The 25082-nt window shown below is 32.7% G+C and carries 15 protein-coding genes, 4 tRNA genes and 1 rRNA gene; 11 read left to right on the top strand and 9 right to left on the bottom strand.

Annotated features, from left to right (window positions below):
- Nucleotides 1-1144 precede the first annotated feature (1144 nt).
- Both CFPG_RS00330 and CFPG_RS00325 read left to right on the top strand, forming a co-directional pair.
- Nucleotides 1145-2620, top strand: coding sequence for a complex I subunit 4 family protein (locus CFPG_RS00330; protein WP_012573082.1), 1476 nt, complete (start codon nucleotides 1145-1147; stop codon nucleotides 2618-2620).
- 33 nt (nucleotides 2621-2653) lie between these two features.
- Nucleotides 2654-4096: an NADH-quinone oxidoreductase subunit N gene (locus CFPG_RS00325; protein WP_012573081.1), complete on the top strand. Its 1443-nt coding sequence runs from the start codon at nucleotides 2654-2656 to the stop codon at nucleotides 4094-4096.
- Between the two features lie 649 nt (nucleotides 4097-4745).
- Here the strand turns inward: CFPG_RS00325 and folB are convergent.
- A complete protein-coding gene (gene folB / locus CFPG_RS00320; RefSeq protein ID WP_012573080.1) occupies nucleotides 4746-5099 on the bottom strand; it encodes a dihydroneopterin aldolase in 354 nt (117 codons plus the stop codon).
- Between the two features lie 407 nt (nucleotides 5100-5506).
- On the opposite strand from folB, the gene CFPG_RS00315 reads away from it, so the two are divergent.
- On the top strand, nucleotides 5507-6823 hold the full coding sequence (locus CFPG_RS00315) for a replication-associated recombination protein A (protein WP_012573079.1): 1317 nt from the start codon (nucleotides 5507-5509) through the stop codon (nucleotides 6821-6823).
- 7 nt (nucleotides 6824-6830) lie between these two features.
- Here CFPG_RS00315 and radA read toward each other — a convergent pair whose 3' ends face one another.
- The 3 genes from radA to nusA are packed head-to-tail and all read right to left on the bottom strand — an operon-like array spanning nucleotide 6831 to nucleotide 12225.
- Complete coding sequence (radA, locus tag CFPG_RS00310) at nucleotides 6831-8198, bottom strand: DNA repair protein RadA (RefSeq protein WP_012573078.1); 1368 nt, start codon at nucleotides 8196-8198, stop codon at nucleotides 6831-6833.
- Nucleotides 8199-8226: 28 nt separating this feature from the next.
- Nucleotides 8227-10965: a translation initiation factor IF-2 gene (gene infB / locus CFPG_RS00305; protein ID WP_012573077.1), complete on the bottom strand. Its 2739-nt coding sequence runs from the start codon at nucleotides 10963-10965 to the stop codon at nucleotides 8227-8229.
- Between the two features lie 6 nt (nucleotides 10966-10971).
- Entirely contained in the window at nucleotides 10972-12225 is a 1254-nt protein-coding gene (gene nusA / locus CFPG_RS00300) for a transcription termination factor NusA (RefSeq protein ID WP_012573076.1), read from the bottom strand.
- Nucleotides 12226-12726: 501 nt separating this feature from the next.
- Here nusA and CFPG_RS00295 point away from each other — a divergent pair.
- Entirely contained in the window at nucleotides 12727-14586 is a 1860-nt protein-coding gene (locus CFPG_RS00295; protein WP_050720660.1) for a DUF349 domain-containing protein, read from the top strand.
- Between the two features lie 16 nt (nucleotides 14587-14602).
- Here the strand turns inward: CFPG_RS00295 and CFPG_RS00290 are convergent.
- Together CFPG_RS00290 and CFPG_RS00285 are read right to left on the bottom strand one after the other, a co-directional pair.
- Nucleotides 14603-14674, bottom strand: a tRNA-Arg gene (locus tag CFPG_RS00290).
- Between the two features lie 44 nt (nucleotides 14675-14718).
- The gene (locus tag CFPG_RS00285) at nucleotides 14719-15444 is read right to left on the bottom strand and encodes a DNA repair protein RecO (protein ID WP_012573074.1); all 726 of its coding nucleotides are present in this window, start codon (nucleotides 15442-15444) and stop codon (nucleotides 14719-14721) included.
- A 122-nt stretch (nucleotides 15445-15566) separates the two neighbouring features.
- On the opposite strand from CFPG_RS00285, the gene CFPG_RS00280 reads away from it, so the two are divergent.
- Nucleotides 15567-15638: transfer RNA gene (locus CFPG_RS00280), tRNA-Glu, on the top strand.
- Between the two features lie 1237 nt (nucleotides 15639-16875).
- Here CFPG_RS00280 and CFPG_RS00275 read toward each other — a convergent pair.
- Together CFPG_RS00275 and CFPG_RS00270 are read right to left on the bottom strand one after the other, a co-directional pair.
- Nucleotides 16876-16949, bottom strand: a tRNA-Ile gene (locus CFPG_RS00275).
- Between the two features lie 136 nt (nucleotides 16950-17085).
- Nucleotides 17086-18606: ribosomal RNA gene (locus CFPG_RS00270) — 16S ribosomal RNA — on the bottom strand.
- Nucleotides 18607-18929: 323 nt separating this feature from the next.
- On the opposite strand from CFPG_RS00270, the gene CFPG_RS00265 reads away from it, so the two are divergent.
- From CFPG_RS00265 to CFPG_RS00240, 6 genes are all read left to right on the top strand, one after another.
- Nucleotides 18930-19559, top strand: a complete 630-nt coding sequence (locus tag CFPG_RS00265) for a 4'-phosphopantetheinyl transferase family protein (protein ID WP_012573073.1) — start codon at nucleotides 18930-18932, stop codon at nucleotides 19557-19559.
- 72 nt (nucleotides 19560-19631) lie between these two features.
- Nucleotides 19632-21278 carry a DEAD/DEAH box helicase gene (locus tag CFPG_RS00260; protein WP_012573072.1) on the top strand — a complete coding sequence of 549 codons (1647 nt, stop codon included), beginning with the start codon at nucleotides 19632-19634 and terminating at the stop codon, nucleotides 21276-21278.
- A 28-nt stretch (nucleotides 21279-21306) separates the two neighbouring features.
- Nucleotides 21307-22326, top strand: a complete 1020-nt coding sequence (gene pheS, locus CFPG_RS00255; RefSeq protein ID WP_012573071.1) for a phenylalanine--tRNA ligase subunit alpha — start codon at nucleotides 21307-21309, stop codon at nucleotides 22324-22326.
- 13 nt (nucleotides 22327-22339) lie between these two features.
- Nucleotides 22340-22993 (top strand): endonuclease III, encoded by a 654-nt coding sequence (gene nth, locus CFPG_RS00250; protein WP_012573070.1) that lies wholly within the window; start codon nucleotides 22340-22342, stop codon nucleotides 22991-22993.
- The gene (locus tag CFPG_RS00245; RefSeq protein WP_012573069.1) at nucleotides 22980-24074 is read left to right on the top strand and encodes a Nif3-like dinuclear metal center hexameric protein; all 1095 of its coding nucleotides are present in this window, start codon (nucleotides 22980-22982) and stop codon (nucleotides 24072-24074) included. The genes nth and CFPG_RS00245 overlap by 14 nt, the downstream gene beginning before the upstream one ends.
- Before the next feature lie 80 nt (nucleotides 24075-24154).
- The gene (locus CFPG_RS00240; RefSeq protein WP_012573068.1) at nucleotides 24155-24913 is read left to right on the top strand and encodes a zinc ribbon domain-containing protein; all 759 of its coding nucleotides are present in this window, start codon (nucleotides 24155-24157) and stop codon (nucleotides 24911-24913) included.
- A gap of 79 nt (nucleotides 24914-24992) precedes the next feature.
- On the opposite strand, the gene CFPG_RS00235 is transcribed toward CFPG_RS00240, so the two are convergent.
- Nucleotides 24993-25066 (bottom strand) — tRNA-Arg (locus CFPG_RS00235).
- Between the last annotated feature and the right edge of the window lie 16 nt (nucleotides 25067-25082).

Raw genomic sequence — 25082 nt, 5'->3', positions numbered from 1 at the left:
CGTTTTTTGTGAAGTGGGTTTGATGCTGAAAATTTATCAAGACTTGATATTATTTATGATACTAAACAAGATAAGGGGTAGGTATTTTTATTTTTTAGATTTAAGAAAGGGGAATTAATAGTAAAAAAATTGCTGAATTTGATAAAGTAAGTTATAAACTTAGACAATCTCATTTTATTAATGATATCAAAGAAATTGATTTGATATCATTATAGAATTTGCGAAATGAGAGAACCATATTTTGCAAATATGGGCTATGGGGAATATTTAATAAATGGATTTATCGTTGTGTAATGAGAAGTAAAATAGTGTAATCTTTTCAATACCAATTATCAATACCACTTATAGTAATATAAGTGGTTATAACATTGAAGTTATTCGATCTAATGAATAATCAATGTTTTTTATTTGTGAAAATTGTAAGTATTCATTTTTTTTTAATAAAAAACATTGTATTGGAAAATTTTGTATTTCAAATAATAGTTTTGAAGTTGATGTTTCAATATCCATGGAAGATGCATTATAGAATCAGTAACATAATTGGGTTGGGAGAGAGTTGTAAAAGCCTCAAGAAAGTATATCATCTCAAGGTTGTTAAGTCGTATACTTTGTCTTTGTATCAGATAAAAATGGCAAGTATGAAATATTTTTCATCAAAGAGTAGATTAAATTTAAACCAATGGAATGTAAAAATGGAAGAAAGAGGTTGTGGGAATTTATATTCGAATTACCATCTTAGATCTATAAAATAGATGTAGGGTTCCTCTCTTGAGAAAAGTGTATGTTTTGAATTGTAATTTCCTATGGAAAAATGCTTATGTATAAAAAAATATACTGAGAATGATGAAAAGTATTAATGACACATCATAATAAAGAGTTTTTTAGATCGGTATTGATTATTAAAGAGAAGTGTTCGGAATTGATTTGGAATTGATAGAAGGCGAACTATTGATCTATGATGGATTAGAATTGTTAAATATAGATAGTATTTTAGTGGAAAAAATTTGAGTGGTAAGATGTTTTGTGTATATTTTACTTCCATTGATTCATATGAAAATTTCGAGAAACTATGTATCAATAAATTAATAGGAGTAATAGGAGATTTTTTGAAATTTTGCATACGAATATTTAATAATAAGTTATAATGAATATTTTGTCTTTATTTGTAGTTATTCCAGTACTGATGATTATTGCGTTGTTTTTGTGTAAAGGAATAAAATCTTTTCGAATTGTAATGGTGACTGGTGTATCTGCTTTAGCCGTGTCAGTTGCTGCATTAGCGGTTTTGTTTTTTCGAGAGAGAGCTGTTTCTGATGCTGAAATGTTGTTTGTATCGAGTATTAAATGGTATGCTCCTTTAAATATTTCCTATACGGTAGGCGTAGATGGAATATCCATGGTAATGTTAGTGCTTTCTGTTCTTATTGTGTTTGCAGGAGTTTTTTCTTCTTGGAATGTTAATATGGCACAAGAATATTTCCTATGGTATTGTTTATTATCGGTTGGAGTATTTGGATTTTTTATTTCCATTGATTTATTCTCTATGGTTTTGTTTTATGAAGTTGCTTTGATCCCTATGTATTTATTGATAGGGTTGTGGGGAACAGGGAGAAAAGAATATTCGGCGATGAAATTAACCTTAATGTTAATGGGAGGTTCAGCATTTCTGATGGTAGGAATTATCGGTATTTATTATTCGTCTGGAGCAACAACAATGAATATTTTGGAAATAGTAAAACTGCATATTCCAATAGAGTATCAACTCTGGTTTTTCCCTGCTACTTTTCTAGGATTTGGAGTTTTGGGAGCTTTGTTCCCTTTTCATACATGGTCACCGGATGGTCATGCTTCCGCACCAACTGCAGTTTCTATGCTCCATGCGGGGGTATTAATGAAGCTTGGAGGGTATGGGTGTTTGCGTGTGGCTATTTATCTGATGCCAGAAGCTGCTTACAAATTAGGTTGGATATTTTTAGTATTGACTGGTATTAGTGTTGTTTATGGAGCTTTTAGTGCAATTGTTCAAACAGATTTGAAATATATCAATGCATATTCTTCTGTAAGTCATTGTGGACTAGTATTGTTTGCTATTTTAATGATGAATCGGACAGCTATGACTGGTGCAATTATGCAAATGTTATCTCATGGTTTGATGACTGCATTATTTTTTGCTTTGATTGGATTAATTTATGGTCAGACACATACTCGTGATATTCGAGAGATGGGAGGTTTGATGAAGATTATGCCGTTTGTATCAGCGTGTTACGTAATTGCTGGTTTAGCTTCATTAGGACTTCCTGGATTGAGTGGATTTGTGGCAGAAATAACTATTTTTGTCGGTTCATTTCAGCATTCGGATTTATTTCATAGAATATTGACAGTTATTACTTGTTGTTCTATTGTAATTACTGCTGTTTATATCCTTCGGACGATAGGCAAAGTTTTTTACGGAACTATTCAAAATCGACATCATATTGGTTTATCAGATGCAGTGTGGTATGAAAAGGTGTCTATAATCTGTTTGATTATTGCTATTTCTTTTATTGGTATGTATCCATTAGGGGTATCTGAAATAGTTAGTAATAGTTTGGGGTCTATTGTTGCAAAACTAACTTTTTAATCAAAGGTTAAACTTACTAAATGATAATCTATCATGGATTTTAGTAACTTTTTATGCATAGAGCAAGAGCTAAAATTAATCGCTTTGTTAGTGATCTTGTTTTTATATGATACTTTTTGTTCCAAAGAATGGAAAAAATATTTTCAAAATATAGCAATTGTTGGGTTTGCTATTGTAATTATTAGTGAGTTTCCCCCTTATTTTACAATGTACGGTGAAGCTTTTGGAGGAATTCATATCAGCTCTCAGCTCACTTTTTTTATGAAAAGTATTCTCAATGTAGCTACATTTCTTGTTTTTTTACAAGCCAATAAATGGCTATCATCAGAAAAAATGCTTCTTAGGCAAGGAGAATTCTATGTTATTATGTTGATTTCATTGTTAGGAATGTATTTTATGATTTCTGCTGAAAATTTCGTAATGTTATATATTGGCATGGAGACAGCTTCTTTGCCTTTGGCTTGTTTGGTTGCATTTGATAAATATCAAGAAAAATCGGCAGAGGCGGCTGTAAAGTATATTTTGACATCGGCTTTATCTTCAGGAGTCATGTTGTTTGGGTTGTCTTTCTTATATGGAAGTTTGGGAAGCTTTTATTATTCTGATATAGCTTTGAATATTGTTAGTTCACCCTTGGTGAAATTAGGATTTGTATTTTTCTTTGGTGGTTTGGGTTTTAAATTATCTTTAGTGCCTTTCCATTTATGGACGGCGGATGTATACGAAGGGGCTCCTACTAGTGTTACAGCTTATTTGTCTGTAGTTTCAAAAGGAGCAGCAACATTTGCTCTGATTTTTGTATTGTACAAGGTATTTGGACGAATTGAACTGATTTGGAATAATATTTTGTGTTGGTTATTGCTTGCCACAATTGTCTTGGGTAATTTATTTGCTATTCGTCAGCAAAATATTAAGCGATTTTTTGCTTTTTCTTCTATTTCTCAAGCGGGATATATTCTTTTGGGGATTATTGCTGGAACGGCACAAGGAATGACATCTACTATTTTTTATACGCTTGTTTATTTATTCTCTAATTTGGCAGCTTTTGGAGTAATTGCTTCTGTAGAATACCAAACAAATGGAGATACACGAATAGTATCTTTTAATGGTTTATATCGATCTAATCCTGGATTGGCTTTTGTAATGATGTTAGCTGTATTTTCATTGGGAGGTATTCCTCCTTTTGCTGGATTTTTTAGTAAATTTTTTATTTTTATGGCAGCAGCTGAGCAAAAACAATATATTTTAGTTTTTATTGCTTTGTTGAATACTGTGATGTCTCTCTATTATTATTTGCTTATTGTTAAAGCGATGTTTATAGAAAAAAGAGGGGAAGTTGTATTAGAAAAGATCGGAATAGATAATTATAATCGGATTAGTATGGTGATTTGCACGATAGGAATTTTTGTTATTGGATTTTTAAGTGCCATTTATGAGTATATTGAAACAATAAGCTTTGGAGTATTACAAAAATAAATAGTTGAAAACTAGTTTTTGTTATTACAAAAACATGTTTGCGTAGTGATAGGAACTTGAAATATATGAAGTAGCAATAGATTTTGGAAATTATAGAAAAGTTAAAGTCATTTCGAAAAAAGGAAGTATTTCTGACGCAGAAATGATTTGTACAAATCAAGAGGAGTTTATAGTAGTTAATTGTAGGTGCGGGATAAAAGGATAAAAAAATGGAAAGTATTAGTTTATCTCAGTGGAAACGCACTATTTACTTTTGAGTGTATAAATGATGTTTTCAGTATTTTCTTCCTCTATCCTACTGATAACAAATAGCTGTTTAGAAATTATTTATATAAGTTTTCTTAAAAAGATTAAAAGTGATATGTGCCATATAGAGTATGATTGATTTTGGTAATCATTCTTTGTAAGACCTTAGCTATTCTATGAAATAGCTGGATTGGCCATTGTATATGCTATTTACTTTCTTTAAATAGGAGGAAATTCAATTAAATTAAAAACTCATTTTCTTTAAAATCTGTAAGACTGAAATAAGAAAAAAATTAGTAGATGTTTGTGAATTGATGAACAATTATCAATCATGATAGTATAAAGATAAAAAATGTGAAAAATATTTTGAAATCAGAAACCCGAAAGTGTTAGATGTCAGATATTATTTTCTGATAAATACAGCAACTTCCTTGATATCTCCTCCTCCAAAAGGAGGATTTTTTTTTGCTAAGCGTAATTCTATCTGTTTTATTTTCGGAAAATCTATTTGAATACGGCGAATGATTCTACCAGCTATATTTTCGATCAAATGAGAAGGAACAGCCATTTCTTTTTTTACTAGTTCATAGATAGAAATGTAATTGATACTATCATTTAGATTATCGGTATTAACAGCTTTATAAAAGTCAAAGTGGATTTTCAAATCAAGGACGTATGTATTGCCTACTTTTCTTTCTTGTTCCATTACTCCATGGTGGGCATGGAAGACCATCTCTTTTAATTCTAAAAATTGCATAGTATATCTCTATGTTGGAACAAAAATACAGTTTATTTTTACTTTTTTAGTAAAATTGATGTTTCTTGATTATTCTTTATCTTTAGGTCGAGGAAATTATTCACTAAGTATTTGAAGTATGGAGAAACTTTTCTGTAAAAATTGTTTTTGTCATCTGTATAATTTATTTTACTCTTTCTACTTGTTGTATTTTTTTGCCTATGTACAAGGAATTAAAAAAAAGAAGGCTCTCTGATAAAAATGGCTCGAATGATTTATGGATTGATACATTTGAATAAAAAATAAATAGTTAGTGATTTTATGGGAGATACTAAAAGGTATGTTGTGGAAATACAAAAGAATTTTATAGATAGTTTGTATAGGACTTTTATGGGGAGTTTGTATACTCTTATTATAATAGAAATATTATGTGCCTATTTTATACTTATTTTCGTATGGCTCAAGTAATGAATAGATCTTTAGCTGAACGAATGCGTCCTCAATCTCTTAACGATTTTTTTGGACAAAAACATTTAGTTGGGGAGGGAAGTATTCTACGAAGAATGATAGAAGGAGAATATATTTCATCATTTATTCTATGGGGACCACCTGGCGTAGGTAAAACAACTTTGGCACGGATTATTTCTAATCAAATGAATATTCCATTTTTTATGTTAAGTGCCGTTAATTCTGGATTAAAAGACATAGGAAAAGTTATCGATAAGGCGAAGGATGTTCGATTTTTTAATGGGGTTCGTCCTATTCTTTTTATTGATGAAATACATCGTTTTAGTAAATCTCAGCAGGATTTCCTTTTGACTGCTGTAGAAGATAGGACTATTATTTTGATTGGGGCAACAACTGAAAATCCTTCTTTTGAGGTTATTCGTCCATTACTTTCTCGTTGTCAAGTATATGTATTGAAGAATCTTCAAAATGAAGATTTGCTTGCATTGATGCATAAAGCTTTGAAAGAAGATAACCAATTGCGGAAATATAGGATAGAAGTAGCTGAGACTACAGCATTGTTACATTTTGCAAATGGAGATGCTCGTAAGTTGTTGAATATTCTGGAATTAGTTGTTGAGGTAGAAAAGGGTAGAGTAGAAGAATCTAGTATTATTATTACTAATTCTATAGTTGGAAACTATTTGCAAGAAAATTTTGTGGCTTATGATAAAGGGAAAGAGATACATTATGATATTATTTCTGCATTTATTAAGTCTATTAGAGGAAGCGATCCGGATGCTGCTGTTTACTGGTTGGCGAGAATGATTGCTGGAGGCGAAGATCCCAAATTTATTGCTCGCCGTTTGATTATCACTGCTTCGGAAGACATTGGACTTGCTAATCCTTTTGCTTTATTATTGGCTAATGCTTGTTTTGATGCTGTTAATAAAATTGGAATGCCTGAAAGTAGGATTGTTTTAGCCGAAACGACAATTTATTTGGCAACTTGTCCAAAAAGTAATTCAGCTTATGAAGCAATAGAAAATGCTTTGGAAGAAGTTACTCGTTCAGGTAGTCTTTTTGTTCCTTCGCATTTGCGAAATGCATCGACTCAATTGATGAAAGACTTAAATTATGGGAATGGTTACAAATATGCTCATGATTATGAAAATAATTTTGTTCAACAAGATTTTTTACCTCAGGAGATTAAAGATAAAAAGTTTTGGTTTGCTCAAAAAAATCCAAAGGAATTGAGAATGCAAAAACAGATGAAAAATCTTTGGGAAAGAGATTAATGGATTTTTACTTGAATAATTCTTTGAATGCTTCTTCTACTTTTTTTACGGGTTTGATGGTGATGTTTAATTGCTTACAATTAAATTCTTTAAGGTTATTTGTTGGTATGATTATTCTTTGAAATCCGAGTTTTTCTGCTTCGGATATTCTTGATTCGATTCGGCTGACGGGACGAATTTCGCCTGATAGTCCAATTTCCCCACACATACATGTTTCTTGTTTGATAGATATATCTAAATTTGATGAAAGAATAGCAGACACTACTGATAAGTCTATTGCGGGGTCAATGATGCGTAATCCACCGACAATGTTTAAAAATACGTCTTTTTGGCTTAATTTAAATCCAACTTTTTTTTCTAAAACAGCTAATAGCATATTCATTCGATAGATATCAAAACCCGTAGAACTTCTTTGAGGTACTCCTCCGTACGCAGCTTTACTCACTAATGCTTGTGTTTCAATTAGAAATGCTCTTATACCTTCTATAACAGCAGCAATAGCTATTCCACTTAGCCCTTCGTAATTTTGACTTAATAATAATTCTGAGGGGTTACTGACTTCTCGTAATCCATTTTGTCTCATTTCGTAAATTCCTAGTTCTGCAGTATTTCCGAAACGGTTTTTTATGTTTCGTAAAATACGATACATATGGCTTTTGTCCCCTTCAAATTGCAAAACTGTATCTACAATGTGTTCTAATATTTTGGGTCCTGCAATATTTCCTTCTTTATTTATATGTCCAATAAGTAAAAAAGAGATATCGTTTTTTTTTGCAAATGTCAATAAGATAGATGCATTTTCTCGAATCTGGGATATAGTTCCAGGACTGGATTTAATTCGTTCTGTAAAGAGCGTTTGAATGGAATCAATTACTACTAGATTAGGTCGTATATGATTGATATGATCAAGAATAGTCTCCAAATTAGTTTCACATACGATAAAACAGTTTTCATTTTCTATATTTAATCTTTCTGCTCTTAATTTCAATTGCTTTGTACTTTCTTCACCTGATATATATAATGTTTTGTATTTTAATTTTAATATTGTTTGTAAAACAAAAGTAGATTTACCAATGCCGGGTTCCCCTCCAATCAAAACTAATGAGCCAGGGACCAATCCTTCTCCTAGAACACGATTGAATTCTTGATCTATCATATTCATTCGGATCTCATTATCTTTTTGAATATTTTTTAATAACAGTGGATTAGATTGAAATCTATTGAGATAAGACGACTCTGATAAATTTTGAGTAGAAACAGGTTTATTGACAAATTTTTCTTTATAGGTATTCCATTTATTGCAAATAGGACATTTACCTATCCATTTTGGAGAATTATTACCACATTGTGAGCAAGTAAAAGCTATTTTTGTCATTTTTGCATATTTGTAATATTTTCTAGGTTTATAGTTTTTGTTTTGTCTCTATATTTTCGAATGTTTCAATAATATCACCTACTTTAATATCGTTAAAATTGTGAATATTGAGTCCACATTCGCACCCTTGTGTAACTTCTTTTGCATAGTCCTTATAACGTTTTAATGAGCCTAATTCGCCGGTGTAAATTACAACTCCATTACGTATTAAGCGAATTTTGTCTCCTTGTTTAATTTTTCCTTCTTTGACTATACAACCAGCAACGGAACCTACTTTAGTAATCTTATATACTTCTCGTATTTCTACATTAGAGGTAATTTCCTCCTTAGTTTTAGGAATAAGCATACCTTCCATAGCAGATTTTACTTCTTCTATAGCATTATAAATAATTGAATATAAACGAATTTCCACTCCTTCTTTTTCTGCCAATTTGCGTGTTAATAGAGAAGGACGAACCTGAAATCCAATAATGAAAGCATTGGAAGCGGTGGCTAAAATGACATCTGATTCAGATATTTGTCCTACTCCTTTGTGTATAACATTTATTTGAATTTGTTCAGTAGAAAGTCTAATTAACGAATCGGAAAGAGCTTCTACGGAACCATCTACGTCTCCTTTGACAATTATATTCAGTTTATGAAAATTTTTGACAGCAATACGTCGACTGATATCGTCTAACGTTAGTAATTTTTGGGTACGCAAACTTTGTTCTCGTTGCAATTGTTCCCGTTTTGCGGCAATTTCTCTGGCTTCTTGTTCAGTTTTCACTACTCGTATGGTGTCACCTGCCTGAGGGGCACCATTTAATCCCAAAACTAGTACTGCTTGGGAAGGACCCGCTTCTTTTATTTTTAGATTTCTTTCATTGAACATTGCTTTTACACGACCAAAATATATTCCTGCTAAAACAATATCTCCTAATTTGAGTGTACCGTTCTGTATCAGCATAGTTGCTATGTAACCCCTTCCCTTGTCTAAGGAAGATTCTATAATCGAACCTATGGCATATCTCTTAGGATTAGCTTTTAAATCCAAAAGTTCTGCTTCCAATAATACTTTTTCTAATAATTCTTGTATTCCGATACCTTTTTTTGCAGAAATATCCTGAGATTGATATTTCCCTCCCCAATCTTCTACTAAATAATTCATGGAGGCAAGTGTTTCCTTGATTTTCTCAGGGTTTGCTCCATGTTTATCTATTTTGTTAATAGCAAATATGATAGGAACTCCTGCAGCTACAGCATGGTTAATTGCTTCAATTGTTTGGGGCATTATATTATCATCAGATGCAATAATAATGATAGCAATATCGGTTATTTTGGCTCCTCGAGCTCGCATAGCTGTAAATGCTTCGTGTCCGGGGGTATCCAGAAATGTAATTTTACGACCATCATCTAATTTTACGTTATAAGCACCGATATGTTGAGTAATACCTCCAGCTTCGCCTGCAATAACATTAGTGTTGCGGATGTTGTCAAGCAGGGATGTTTTACCATGATCTACGTGACCCATTATTGTTACGATAGGTGGGCGCAATACTAATTCTTTTTCTTGATTTTCGTTTTCATCATCAATAATGGTTTCAATAGCTTCCGCACTTACATATTCTGTTTTGTATCCGAATTCATCGGCAACAATGTCGATTGTTTCAGAATCCAAACGTTGATTAATGGATACCATAATACCAATGGACATACAAGTAGAAATAACCTGAACTACAGGTACGTTCATCATTTTCGATAAATCGTTAGCAGTGACAAATTCTGTGATTTTGATTGTTTTATTTTCTTGTGTCTTTATCTTATACTGCTCATTCTTTAACTGCAATAGTGTATCTCGTTTTTCTTTACGATATTTTGTTCCTTTCTTCAGACTACTATTGGTTAGTTTTGCTAAAGTTTCTTTGATTTGTTTTTGAACATCTTCTTCACTTACTTCATTTTTATATGTCGGTTTGTGAAATTTAAAGTGTTTGTTTTTAGGATTAGGAATTGTAGAAATATTTTGTTGTTCAATGTTTACTTTTTCATGTTTGATTCGGTTCCGTTTTTTCCTTTTAAGTATTTCTATGTTTGTTTGTGTGGAAGCGATTGATTTTTTCCCTGCATTTACTTGAGTTGTTTTCTCTGTTTTAATATTGACTATTTTTTTATTTCGTTCTTCTCTTTCTTTTTGTTTTTCTTCTTTTGTTTTTCGTTTAGGACGGGTAGCATTGTTGATAGTTGTTAAATCGATTTTGCCAGTAATGGTAAAATTGATTGTCGAGTCCGTAGAGCTGAGCAAATTGGATTTCTTTTGTTGTTTGTTCAAATAAGAATTTTTTATTTCTTCAATTTGTTTTCTTTCTTTAAGAATGTCAGTTTTATTTTCACGTTTAATTTCTTTGATTTCAGACGTTTTAATAGTTTTTTTGATCTCAATAGTAGTTTGTGATTTGTCTTGTGGCAAAGTGTCAAGGTCCAATTTACTTGTTAAAAGTAACTGAAATTCATTTGATCTAGGGATTCCCATTTTTATTTCTTCTATTTGTTTCAGTTTATCTTTATCATAGTTTTCCTTTTGAAAACGTTCTTTACTAAGTTTTTCTGAATCAAGTTTCACATGTTTATCTTTATGAAATTCTTGGTTAAGGATTTCATATTCTTCAGGACTAATTTTTGTATTTGGATTTTCTTCTCGTAAATAACCTCTACTTTGTAGAAATTTGACTATTGTTGAAAGTCCTACATTCAGAAGTTTTGTTACTTTATTAAGTCTAATAGCCATAATTAATTATTCTTCTTCAAATTCGGTCTTGAGTATCTTTAAAATCTCATCTACCGTATTTTCTTCTAAATCGGTTTGACGTACGATTTCTTCTTTGTTTTTTGTCAAAACGCTTTTAGCAGTATAACAACCAATGTTTTTTAATGCTTCAATTATCCATTCTTCTATTTCATCTTTAAATTCATCTAGATAAATATCTTCATCATCATTTTCTCCTTCACGAAACACATCAATAGTATATCCTGTTAGGATACTAGCTAATTTAATGTTTAATCCACTTTTCCCTATTGCTAATGAAACTTCCTCAGGACGAAGAAAAACTTCCGCTTTTTTCTCTTTTTCATGGATTTTAATAGAAGAAATTTTGGCGGGGCTTAATGCTCTTTGGATAAATAAAGAAATATTTGATGTATAATTGATTATATCTATATTTTCATTACGTAGTTCACGAACAATCCCATGAATACGCATACCTTTCATTCCTACACATGTACCTATAGGGTCAATACGTTCATTGTATGATTCAACGGCGATCTTAGCTCTTTCGCCAGGTATTCGAGCTATATGCTTAATGGTAATTAATCCGTCTTGAATTTCGGGAACTTCTAGTTCAAATAATTGTTGCATAAATGAATTAGATGTACGGGAAAGAATTATTTTTGGATTACTATAATTATTATCTACTCTTAGTACTACTGCACGACAAGATTCGTTTTTACGAAAAAAATCATTGGGGATTTGTTCTGACTTTGGGAGGATTAATTCATTCCCTTCGTCATCTAATAGGAGTATTTCTTTTTTCCAAATTTGATACACTTCTCCGGTAACAATGTGCCCTATTTTGTCTTTATATTTGTTATAAAGCGAATTGTTTTGTAATTCTAGTATTTTGGAGGTTAATATTTGACGAAGATTTAAAACTGTACGTCTTCCAAAGGAAGAAAAGTTTACAGCATCGCTTATTTCCTCGCCACTTTCGTAATCAGGATCTATCTTTCGAGCTTCCGATAATGTTATTTGCAAGTTAGGGTTTTCTAATTTGTCATCTGGAACCACTTCTCTATTTCTCCAAATTTCAAAATCACCTTTGTCCGGATTGACAATAATATTATAGTTTTTGTCTGAACCAAACATTTTGTTGATAGCATTGCGAAATGTTTCTTCCAATACACTGATTAAAGTTGTTCTATCTATATTCTTATTTGATTTGAAGTTTGCAAACGCTTCAATCATGTTTGGTTTCACTTTTTTTTTCACCATAAGTAAAGTATCTAAGAATTGAGTCAGGTTATAATTACGTTCGGATTTCTTTTATAATTAATTTTCAATGTTTTTATTTTAAATCGCTCCTTTTATTGGTATTTTTCAAGAGATTTTCTACGATTTGTTGTTTTTATAAACATATTTTACAAAATAAAAGAGAGAGAGGAATCCTCTCTCTTCTCTTATTTTGTTGCAAACATACTACTTTATTTAGTTTAAAACTAAACTATTCATATAATAGTTTTTCAATTTTTCTTTTATCTGTTTTTGAAGGCTATAAGTTGCAATCGAGAGGTTTTGAAACTGTATTTATTACTTATCTAATCCATAGCTATTTTAATTTAAAATAGATTCATTGTTGAGATTTTTTGTTTCGATATAATTTTTTTGCGAAAAAATATAACTTTGCAAATTGCAGTGGCAATTTGCTGTACCTGTTTTAAGTTGGCATATATTCTGCGAGTCCTGTGCGAAGTAAATACTTTAAATAAAGATACAATGGATGAAGGAAACTACGCTATTTCTACAATAAAAAATGTTGGTAAGTCTATTATCGAAATAGGACAAGAAAATAGTATAGAAAAGTTTTCTATGGCTATAAGTAAATTGAATAAAAAGGAAGAAATAGTTGAACAGTTAGCTCTTGTTATAGAACAACCAGTAGATAATTTTGTTAGAAATAAAGTAGAAATTTTAAAGCAAGCATTCTACAAATTAAAAAAGATTGAAGCAGAGGCATCTATAAAAGTATTTATGATGGCAGGGAATGGAACTGAGATGGCAGGGAATGGAACTGAAGAATTTCAAAAAGAAAAAGATACAATTGAAGAAAAACTAAGAGAGCTATTAGTTAGATTTCGTGATAAAAAAAAAAGGTTGGCTGTCGGGATTAAGAAAGATAAAAAACAAGATCTTGTTGATGGAAGAAATATTATAGAAGGAATCAAGAGGCTTATTGCTGATCAAGATAAACAAAGGAATTTTCGTGAAATATTTGATGAATTTAAAGAATTGCAGTACCAGTGGAAGGAGATTGCACGAGTACCGCAAAATTTCACGAATGCTTTGTGGAAGGAGTATCGCTATTTTAGTAATCAGTTTTATGATTTAGTCAAGCTTAACGATGTGATGCGAGATTATGATTTTAAAAAAAATTTAGAATTGAAGCAAGAACTTTGTGCAGCAGTAGAGCATTTAGATAGGGAACCTGATGTGATTTCTGCTTTTCATCAAATGCATCGATTCTATCATAAATGGAAAGAAATAGGCCCTGTTGCTCGTGAATGTCGTAAAGATGTTTGGGAATGTTTTAAACGGGCAATGTCTGTTATCAATCAAAAATACCAACAACATTTTGAAAAATTAAAGGAATGTGAGCAAAAAAAATTGAAAGAGAAAACCGTTCTTTGTGAAGAAGTGGAAAATATAGATTATTCTGTACTAGTCTCGTTTAAAGAATGGGATAAACAAACTAAATGTGTTTTGGAAATTCAAAACAAATGGAAGTCAATTGGTTTTGTGCGTAGACAACATATAAGACAATTGTTGGATCGTTTTAACGTGGCGTGTGATAATTTTTTTCGTGCAAAAAATAGTTTTCTTGAGGGGATGAATGCAACTTTAAGTGCTAATTTGAAAAAGAAGGAAGCACTTTGTATAGAGGCTGAATCATTGAAAGACAGCCAAGCATGGAAGGAAACAACGGACAAGTTAATTGCTCTTCAAAAGGAATGGAGATCTGTAGGAAGTGTAGCTCATAAACATTCGAAGGAAATATGGGTTCGTTTTGTCGATGCTTGTGATTGTTTTTTTGAACGTAAGAATGCTTATTTCCTTTCTCGAAGGAAGGAAGAAGTGGTGAATTTAAAAAATAAGAAAGAAATTATATCTAATATTCAAACTATTGATGTTTCTCTTCCGATAGGTGAGGTGCTGACTCTGTTTCGTGAACATATAATGCATTTTAATAATGTAGGATTTGTCCCTTTTGGTGAAAAAAGGAAAATTTATGATAAATATTGCGAAGCAATCGATAGTTTTTTTGAACGTTTGAAAGCAAGTAAATCTGAAAAAGAATTGCAATCGTATGGATCTGATTTGAATACAATATTGGCTGTGAGTACAGGGGGGAGTACTAAGAATAAATCCTTAGGAGAGCTAGATCAATTGATTCGAAAACACTCAAGAATAAAAAACGATATTCAAACCTATGAAAACAATATTGGGTTTGTGTCTGCATCTTCAAAAAAGGGTGATACACTTATTCGGGAGATACAAAATAAGATTGTTAATCTCAAATCTTCATTAACTCTTATTGAGGAGAAAATAGGAATTATCGATCGAAGAGTTGGAAGTTGAGGATATGGAGCACATGTACCTCTGTCGGGGATCGAACCCAAATCTAAAGTTTAGGAAACTTTTGTTCTGTCCATTGAACTACAGAGGCAATACCAGTGCTTCTTTGCATAAAGGTGGCATTTTGCAAAAGAATCAGTCAAAAACCGAATGGAGGATTGCCAAGGATTTTATTTTCGAAAATCCACCTAAATGTAGGTAATAGTATTCTAAAATTTGGGAAATAATCTTTTTTCTTTCATTTCTGGTAAATTGGAAATGAAACATATTTTCATAATTCATTTGTAATAGCTTGGCAACTATCCAACTATCATCTGAATGGACGAAGTGGGTATGAGGAGGTTGTTGTTGTACAAAAATGCCATTCTGCATATCAAAATACATTCCTTTACTATAGTCTGTATTATTGGGATAAAATCCGAGAAACTGACTTAAGCGAATTGTGAATACTAAATGAAAATTTGAATAGTTTTTTTCTATAAATTCTAAAACTTGGATAGACTGGAGAATATAGTTAAATAATAGTTTGTCTGATTGTTTTTCCTTCAATGCCTTACTGATAAATTCAGCTAAAAAGATGCAGATGCTACTTTTTATAGGATTGTTTAAGAGAGAGACTAGTGGGATATAAGTTTTCGCTTCTTTGATGTATTGAATTTCTCGTAAATTTTTGTGTTCTACTTCCAATTCTACTAGGGATAAAGGATGAAAAAATGATTTGGACAAATGTGTTTTTTGCTTTTTAAATTTGGCTGTTAGATAAGATACAGGACCAAATTCTTCAGTAAGAACATGGACGATGGAATAATTATCGTTGTAATTGATATTATATAGAGTGATAGCTTTTGTTTTATATAGCATCTTATGTTGGGTTTGTTAAGGGTAAATTTAACAAATTGCAAGCGAAGAATTTTGGAAAAGATAGAGTGTATTTTGAAAATCTGAAAAATAAACATTATTTTTATACATTAGGATTTGAGTGGGGTCCATTCGTCTATCGGTCAGGACGCAAGATTTTCATTCTTGAAAGAGGGGTTCGATTCCCCTATGGACTACAAAAAAAAGTTTTGTGAAGAATTTGTTGATGTGTTGTTTCGTTTTTATTTAATTTTTTTTGAGATTTAAAGTTAATTCCAGAGGATTTCTATTATTGAATAGGTTTTAATACGCAGAAGCATTTTCATTGAAAATAGTGGATGTAACGAAAAAATATTTAAGACTTGCATGATTTTTTAAAGTTTACTCCTCTAACTTGTTATTAATAGCTCTCTATAGAGAGCTAGAGTAATGGAGTGTTCCAATAAAAGCGCTCTAAAAAGAATAAGTGATTAGTGTAGTTCTTGTTGTCCCCCCTTCACCTAAAAAAAATGGACATTCGCGAAGAATGCTTCATTTAGCCATTTTTTCCAGTGCTTGTCATAATGTCATCATATGGAATGAGAAATACTATCGGTTTTAGCTTTTTTCATATAGTGTAAGTTGATTTATGTGTATCATTCATATTGAGTTGTTAAAGATATATGTGTTTTATAGTTCAAATAGGTATAGAGTGTTCAAAATTGTATTTTAATTTGCGGGGGGAAGATGTCTGTATTTATACCAGAAGGGCTTTTATAACGGTTAAGTAGAGATTGGAAAATTTAGTGATGATGATTTAGATATGAATATTAGGTGGAAACGTTTATTAAAAAGCAAATTAAAAATGCAATATGAAATTTCAGAGAAAAAAGGTAGGTTTTTTCTAAAAATAAAATTGTAAGAGTACATATCTTTCTTTTGTTAGCAAATATTATTATCTGGGAGAGTGGATGAGTGGGAATTGTCGCTAACAATCGTTAATAATCTTTTGGTAAAAACTTAAATTCATATAATTTTTCTGATCAATTATTAGTAATAGTACGAAAGAATTTTGTGTATTAATCGGCAGGAGTATTGTAGATTTACGTTTTGTGATGGATACAAAACGTGTTTATTATAATTGTTACGATGAGCTCTTGATTACAAGGAAGAAATCAGTTTGTAAATCATTACGGAGATGATACTGTCGCGACACAGAAGAGATTTTTCACTGTGTTTATCCCGTAATTCCCGCATATTCCGTTGATGGATTTGTACGTTAACTACAAAACTTTGTTAGCACATCCATTGCAAGTTACTATAGTGAAAGAGAGATATTCTCTATCCAAATCAAATCGAAAGACAATAAAAATTGATAGTATTGTTTATTATATTATATAAATACCGAATATATAGACACCAAACCTACACTGAGCTAATTCCCCTTTTTGGCAGTAGTCCCAGACAGAGTTGAACTGCCGACCCCTTCCTTATCAGAGAAGTGCTCTAACCGACTGAGCTATAGGACTATTTTTGGGTTTTGTAGTTTTGCTTCACTGGTTTTTTTTAAGATACTTGTTTTCAATTGCTATAGAAAGTTCCATAATTTGTAGTACAAATGGAGATCCTCTGTATTGTTTTTGTTATGTTGATAACTTGCTCCAGAAAGGAGGTGTTCCAGCCACACCTTCCGGTACGGCTACCTTGTTACGACTTAGCCCCAGTTACTGATTTTACCTTAGGACGCTCTTTTCAGTTACATACTTCAGGTACTTCCAGCTTCCATGGCTTGACGGGCGGTGTGTACAAGGCCCGGGAACGTATTCACCGCACCATGGCTGATGTGCGATTACTAGCGAATCCAGCTTCATGGAGTCGAGTTGCAGACTCCAATCCGAACTGAGAGAGATTTTCGAGATTAGCATCCTGTTGCCAGGTAGCGACCCTTTGTTTCTCCCATTGTAACACGTGTGTCGCCCCGGACATAAGGGCCGTGCTGATTTGACGTCATCCTCTCCTTCCTCACACCTTACGGTGGCAGTCCCAATAGAGTCCCCAGCATTATCTGATGGTAACTATCGGTAAGGGTTGCGCTCGTTATGACACTTAAGTCGACACCTCACGGCACGAGCTGACGACAACCATGCAGCACCTCGGTATTTGCTATTGCTAGCTACATCTTTTCGGATGTATTCAAATATCGTTCGAGCCCGGGTAAGGTTCCTCGCGTATTATCGAATTAAACCACATGTTCCTCCGCTTGTGCGGGCCCCCGTCAATTCCTTTGAGTTTCACCGTTGCCGGCATACTTCCCAGGTGGAATACTTAACGCTTTCGCTCGACCACTTGCTGTATATCGCAAACAGTTAGTATTCATCGTTTACTGTGTGGACTACCAGGGTATCTAATCCTGTTTGATACCCACACTTTCGTGCCTTAGTGTCAGATATGGTCTGGTAAGCAGTCTACACTATTGGAGTTCTTCGTAATATCTATGCATTTCACCGCTACACTACGAATTCCGCCTACCTCGTCCATTCTCAAGTCTAACAGTTTCAATGGCAATTTCCTTGTTAAGCAAAGAGATTTCACCACTGACTTATTAGACCACCTACGCACCCTTTAAACCCAATAAATCCGGATAACACTTGCATCTTCCGTATTACCGCGGCTGCTGGCACGGAATTAGCCGATGCTTATTCGTAAGGTACTTGCAATACACTACACGTAGTGCACTTTACTCTCTTACAAAAGAAGTTTACGATACATAATACCTTCTTCCTTCACGCGATTTGGCTGGTTCAGACTTTCGTCCATTGACCAATATTCCTCACTGCTGCCTCCCGTAGGAGTCTGGTCCGTGTCTCAGTACCAGTGTGGGGGGACAACCTCTCAGTTCCCCTATCCATCGTCGGCTTGGTGAGCCGTTACCTCACCAACTACCTAATAGAACGCATGCCTATCCATAACCGATTATTCTTTAACGAAGAATACCATGCGGTACGCCTGTATTATTGGGTATTAATCCAAATTTCTTTGGGCTATTCCCGAGTTATGGGTAAGTTGCATACGTGTTACTCACCCGTTCGCCGGTCGTCAGCATCCGAAGATCTGTTACCCCTCGACTTGCATGTGTTAAGCCTATCGCTAGCGTTCATCCTGAGCCAGGATCAAACTCTTCTTTGTTAATTTTTTTACTTTTAATTCTCATGCTCCTTATCAACTAAACGATATTCGACAAAAAATCCCCTCCGGATATTCCTTAATTATTTCGAAAGAAATACCTCGAAGCTTGTACTACGTAAATTATGGAAAAATTTCAAAGATCAAAATAATGCCATGGCTTTCGCAAAGCCGGTCATAAAGCTATTATTTATTCTAAATAATGTCAAATCTAGATCTCAGTATCCAACCTACAAAAATATAAAACATTGATTAAAAATGATTTTCTTTTTATCTTTGCTAAGATTTTTCTCTATTTATTTTTTTTATTTTTGAATTTTAATTATATGATACATATAATGCCTACTGATAATAGCAAGTGCCGGATTGGAGTCATTTCTATAGATAAAATGTCTAATGAATTGCTTGCTGAATTGGAGAATTGGGATTGGTATTGTCGAAAGCTTCGACGAATGAGAGAGATGCGTAAGCAGGAATGGCTTGCTACTCGAGTTTTGTTGAAAAAGCTTATAGGAGAAGAGAAAGAAATTATTTATACAAATTCTGGGAAGCCCTATTTTAGGGATAAGCAATTTTATATAGGAATTAGTCATACGAGAGGATATGCGGCAGTTATATTAAATGAAGAAAAGCCGGTATCCATTGATATTGAATATATATCGTCTCGTATAGAAAAGATACAAGACCGATTTATGAATAAAATGGAAAAAAATAATCTTTCTCAAAAAAATCCGCTTGTTCATATGCTTTTACATTGGTCAGCAAAGGAAACTTTGTGCAAATTTTTTGGGGGGGGAAAAGTAGAATTTAAAACACAATTTCATATTAATCCTTTTGAGCCAGTAATTGGTGAATGTACCAATTTTACAGCTTATGAAACGCTAACTAAAAATTGTCAATTGTTTACTATAAAATATAGCATAACAAAAAATTATGTATTATGTTTTCTTAGTTGAAGAAATTTAACATTCTATAGAATTCGATTAATTTTTCTACTTTTATAATCCTATGAATAGTAATTATTTGTTTTGAAAACTTTTGAAGAGTTAGGCATCATCCCCGATATACTGAAAGCAATTACAGAAATAGGGTATGAAAATCCTATGCCAATACAAGAAAAGGTAATACCATATTTACTTGGTAAAGGCAACGAGGTTATTGCATTAGCAGAAACAGGAACAGGTAAAACTGCAGCGTTTGGACTCCCTATTCTTCAGCAAATCCAAATACATCATGAACACCCTCAAGCAGTAGTTCTTTGTCCAACACGGGAATTGTGTTTACAAATAGCTAATGACATTAATAATTATTCTAAATATTTGAAAAAACTAAAAATATTGCCTATATACGGCGGTTCAAATATTGAAAGTCAGATAAAAGCATTGCGGGGAGGTGTTCATATTGTTGTGGCTACATCGGGGCGTTTAATAGATTTGATTAAGCGTGGAGCGGTAGATTTGCAGTATGTGAGAAATGTTGTCTTGGATGAAGCAGATGAAATGTTGAGTGTGGGATTTTCTGAAAGCATTGATGAGATATTACGTCATATTCCTGAAGATAGAAATATGCTTCTTTTTTCAGCAACAATGCCGCTAGAAATTTCTTGGATTACAAAAAAATATATGCGTAATCCGCACGAAATTGTCATTGGAAAAAAGAATTCAGGAGGAAGAACTGTGCGACATGTATACTACATGGTATCTGTTTCAGATAGGTATTTTTTGTTGAAAAGATTAGTGGATTATCACCCTAATATTTATGGTATTGTGTTTTGTCGCACAAAAAATGAGACACAGGAAATAGCTAATTTTTTAATAAGAGACGGGTATAATGTTGATGCTTTACATGGTGATTTATCGCAATCCCAACGAGATTATATAATGCAAAAATTTCGTTTACATAATATTCAGCTTTTAGTAGCGACTGATGTGGCGTCGCGTGGGCTAGATGTAGATGGGTTAAGTCATATTATTAATTATGGGCTACCTAGCGATATAGAATCTTATATACATCGGAGTGGACGTACAGGAAGAGCTGGGAAAACAGGGACTTCTATTGCAATTATCCATTTAAAGGAAAAATTTAAAATAAGAGCAATAGAAAGATGCATTAATAAAACATTTGAAAAAGGGATTATTCCGTCTGGGAAAGAAATTTGTAAAAAGAGACTTTTCCATTTTATAGATAAATTGGAAGGAGTTGAAGTGAATGAAGGAGAAATAAAAGATATTTTTCCTTCTATTTACTATAAATTGGATTGGTTGAGTAAAGAAGATATCGTTAAGCGTATTATTTCAAATGAGTTTAATCGTTTGATAGATTATTATCAAGATGTGAATGAAATAAAAATCCCAAAAGAGAAAGATATAAGAAACAAACGTCGTCTGGAAGCAAAAACTATTTGTACTTTTAAAAAGGATAATAGGAATTTGCCTTCAGAAGGGTATATGTGGTTATTTATTAATCTTGGCAGAGTAGATGGTTTAATCCCATCAAAATTAATTGGGTTATTAAATGATAATATATCAGGACGTAAGGTTAATGTTGGGAAAATAGATTTGATGAGAAAATTTACTTTTTTTGAAGTGAAAAAGACAGATAAACAACGGGTAATTCAAAATTTGAATAATATTGAGGCTCTAGGCAAAAGAGTATTGGTGGAGGGGAGGCACTAACTAAAAGGTAAATGTTATTGTAAAGTTTATGATTGGTAAAATAGAAACCCTTTGGGATGAAATTGATAATTTGAACGTTAATAACAGTAAAGAATTAGAAACTTTACGTATTCGTTTTTTAGGGAAAAAAGGAGAAATTGCTTCTTTGATGAGTGGTTTTCGTAATGTTGAGGCTAATCAAAAACGCGAAATTGGCCAGAAGTTAAATTCGTTAAAAGTAAAAATACAAACTAAAATAGATCAGTTAAAAGAAACTCTTGGATGTCAAGATTTATCTGAAAATTTAATTGATTTGACAAGAACAGCTTATCCCTATCGGGTAGGTACCCGTCATCCAATTTCTATTGTACAAAAGAGAATTTGCAATATTTTTTTTAAGCTAGGATTCTCAATAGCAGAAGGTCCTGAGATAGAAGATGATTGGCATGTTTTTTCTGCTTTAAATTTTGCCTTCGATCATCCCGCTCGAGACATGCAAGATACGTTTTTTATCAAATATGATAAAAATATTTTGTTAAGGACTCATACGTCGTCGGTTCAGATACGAACAATGGAAAAAACACAGCCACCTATTCGTATCCTTTGTCCAGGAAGGGTTTATCGTAATGAGGCCATATCTGCTCGTGCTCATTGTTTTTTTCATCAAGTGGAAGCGTTTTATATCAATAGAAATGTTTCTTTTGCCGATTTAAGGCAAGTTTTAGTGTTTTTTGCTAAGGAGATGTTTGATTCGGGGATAAACACCCGTTTGCGTCCTTCTTTTTTCCCATTTACAGAACCAAGTGCAGAGATGGATATTATGTGTAATTTATGTAGAGGGAAAGGTTGTTCATTTTGTAAATTTACTGGATGGGTGGAAATTTTAGGCTGTGGAATGATAGATCCTAATGTCTTGGACAATTGTAATATTGATAGCAAGACCTATTCTGGGTATGCATTAGGAATGGGAGTTGAACGAATTACTAGTCTCAAATATCAGGTAAAAGATCTTCGTTTGTTTTCTGAGAACGATATAAGATTTTTAAGACAGTTCGAAATGGCTGTATAGAAAGTACTATGTAATGGGGATAAAAGAACGATGTGCCAAGGTAATTGATTGGTTTGAAAAGAATATGTCTCGAGCTGAAACGGAGTTGTGTTATACAGATCCTTTCCAATTATTAATAGCTGTGGTATTAGCTGCACAATGTACAGATAAGCGTGTTAACTTAATTACTCCGACACTGTTTAATGCTTTTCCTACACCAGAAATATTGGCTTCTTCTAACGAAGACGTAATATATGAATATATCAAGAGTATTTCTTATCCCAAGAATAAGTCAAAGTTTTTGTTAGCAATGGCAAAAATGTTAGTTGCTAGCTATGCGGGGCAAGTACCTTCCAATATAAAAGAACTAATGAAATTACCGGGTGTGGGACGGAAAACTGCAAATGTAGTTGCTTCCATTGCGTTTGGTATTCCAGCAATTGCAGTAGATACTCATGTATTTCGTGTTTCCAATCGAATTGGATTAACTAATCATACTCAAACGCCAATACAAACTGAGTATGTATTAACCAAACATATACCAAAAAAACTCTGGACAAAAGCTCATCATTGGCTAATTTTACATGGACGATATATTTGCATTGCTCGAAAACCCCACTGTTATAATTGTGGATTAAAAGAGTTCTGTGATTATTTCAGTAAAAATATGAAGGGTGAAAATATTTGAAATAATAAAATTTATTGAAACATTTGCTCCTTTGGAATTGCAGGATAGTTTTGATAATTCCGGATTACAAATCGGTAATGTTTTTGGGGAAGTAAAAGGTATTCTTTTATGTCTGGATATAACAGAGAAAGTGATAGATGAGGCTATTGAACAAACTTGTAACTTGATTATTTCTCACCATCCACTTTTGTTTAATCCCTTGAAAAAGATTGTAGGACAAACCTATGTAGAACGATGTATCGTAAAAGCTTGCAAAAATGATATAACTATTTATTCTGCCCATACAAATTTAGATAATGCTGTAGGGGGACTTAATTTTCGTTTAGCAGAAAAAATTGGACTGCGGAATATTAAAGTATTAAGGCATAGAAGGGGAGAATTGTTGAAATTGGTTACTTTTGTTCCATTGAAACAAGTAGAAACGGTTAGAAATGCTTTGTTTGATGCTGGAGCAGGAAATATTGGCGATTATGATTTTTGTAGTTTTAATTCTATCGGCGAGGGAACTTTTCGAGCAGGGGAAAATTCTCATCCATTTGTGGGAGAATGTGGAAAATTTCATGTAGAAAAAGAAATTCGAATGGAAACTGTTTTTCCTTCCTTAAAAAAGAGAGAGGTATTGAATGCTTTATTGGCGTCGCATCCGTATGAAGAACCAGTTTATGATTTTTATCCATTACTTAATTCTTGGGATGGTGCGGGGACGGGTGTGATTGGTGAATTAATTACTGAAGAGAACGAAAAATCATTTTTAAAAAAAATAAAAGCTATTTTTCATTTAAAAACTTTAGAATATTCCTCTTTTATAGGAAAAACTATTCGTAAAGTTGCTCTTTGTGGAGGTAGTGGTGCCTTTTTGATACAAGATGCTATCGCTTGCAAAGCTGATGTTTTTTTAACGGGAGAAGCTAAATATAACGATTTTTACGAAGTGGAAAACAAAATTTTGTTGGCAATTATAGGGCATTATGAATCAGAATATTGCGCGAAAGGTATTTTTTTCGATATTATATCGAAAAAAATACCTAATATTGCGCTGTATCTTTCAGATACAGATACAAACCCTGTAAATTATATGTAGTTATGGTAGTATCAAATGGTAAATATTTGAAGAGTAAAAAAAAAGGATCTAAATGTGGTGTAGAGGTAGATGCTTCAATAATGAGTTCAGGGAATAATGACAAGTTATTTATCGAAGATAAATTGGTAAGTCTTTATCGTCTTCAATTGGTGTTATCGGAAATAGATAAAATAAGGACATTGCGTGGAGAACTCCCTTTTGAGGTACAAGACTTGGAAGATGAGGTAGCTGGTCTTCATCTTCGTATTGAGAATTTTCAAAAATCTTTGCTTGATTTTGAAAAGAAAATTAGTCAAGAGAAGATTAGGATTATTAATGCTAATGCTTTAATAGCAAAATATATGCAGCAAATAGACAATGTACGTAACAATCGTGAATATGATAGCCTTTCCAAAGAAATTGCAGGTCAAGAGTTAGATATGCAGTTGGCTGAAAAATACATTCGAGAGTTTACGGAAAAAATTAAGTTTATTGAAGAGGAAATTAAAAAGAGTAAACAACTCTGTGAAGAACAACAAGTAAACCTGAATTTTAAGAAAGAGGAACTAAATAAAATCATTTCTGAAACGAAGATTCAAGAAGAACAATTAATGGAAAAGGCTAAGCAGATTGAAATGATTATTGATGATCATCGTATATTAATGTCTTTTGAGCGTATTCGTAAAAGAGCGAAAAATGGACTGGCGGTTGTTCATATTCAGCGTGGTGCTTGTGGTGGGTGTTTTAATAAAATACCACCACAAAGACAAATGGAAATCAAAATGAGAAAGAAAATAATTCCCTGTGAACATTGTGGGAGAATTATTATTGACTCTATGATGACTGAAAGTGTAGAATAAAGATTGCTAAATTCTTTATTTTTTAAATAAAGAAAGACTTTTAAGATCTTAATTAAGAAGTTTTTAAGAGCAATCATAGTGATCCGAGAGGGATTCGAACCCACGTCCCACAGCTTAGAAGGCTGTTGCTCTATCCAGCTGAGCTATCGGATCTCATTTCGTGTAAGCG

Source organism: Candidatus Azobacteroides pseudotrichonymphae genomovar. CFP2, assembly GCF_000010645.1.
Taxonomy (GTDB): Bacteria; Bacteroidota; Bacteroidia; order Bacteroidales; family Azobacteroidaceae; genus Azobacteroides; species Azobacteroides pseudotrichonymphae.
The sequence above is the reverse complement of the archived record's forward strand: the minus strand, read 5'-3'. Positions and strand labels throughout refer to the sequence as shown.

Coding starts and splice junctions, on each gene's coding strand:
- folB (WP_012573080.1), bottom strand. CDS start 5,099: ATGCAATTTTTAGAATTAAAAGAGATGGTCTTCCATGCCCACCATGGA.
- pheS (WP_012573071.1), top strand. CDS start 21,307: ATGATTGGTAAAATAGAAACCCTTTGGGATGAAATTGATAATTTGAAC.
- CFPG_RS00265 (WP_012573073.1), top strand. CDS start 18,930: ATGATACATATAATGCCTACTGATAATAGCAAGTGCCGGATTGGAGTC.
- radA (WP_012573078.1), bottom strand. CDS start 8,198: ATGACAAAAATAGCTTTTACTTGCTCACAATGTGGTAATAATTCTCCA.
- nusA (WP_012573076.1), bottom strand. CDS start 12,225: ATGGTGAAAAAAAAAGTGAAACCAAACATGATTGAAGCGTTTGCAAAC.
- CFPG_RS00285 (WP_012573074.1), bottom strand. CDS start 15,444: ATGCTATATAAAACAAAAGCTATCACTCTATATAATATCAATTACAAC.
- CFPG_RS00325 (WP_012573081.1), top strand. CDS start 2,654: ATGGATTTTAGTAACTTTTTATGCATAGAGCAAGAGCTAAAATTAATC.
- infB (WP_012573077.1), bottom strand. CDS start 10,965: ATGGCTATTAGACTTAATAAAGTAACAAAACTTCTGAATGTAGGACTT.
- CFPG_RS00315 (WP_012573079.1), top strand. CDS start 5,507: ATGTGCCTATTTTATACTTATTTTCGTATGGCTCAAGTAATGAATAGA.
- nth (WP_012573070.1), top strand. CDS start 22,340: ATGGGGATAAAAGAACGATGTGCCAAGGTAATTGATTGGTTTGAAAAG.
- CFPG_RS00330 (WP_012573082.1), top strand. CDS start 1,145: ATGAATATTTTGTCTTTATTTGTAGTTATTCCAGTACTGATGATTATT.
- CFPG_RS00295 (WP_050720660.1), top strand. CDS start 12,727: ATGGATGAAGGAAACTACGCTATTTCTACAATAAAAAATGTTGGTAAG.
- CFPG_RS00240 (WP_012573068.1), top strand. CDS start 24,155: ATGAGTTCAGGGAATAATGACAAGTTATTTATCGAAGATAAATTGGTA.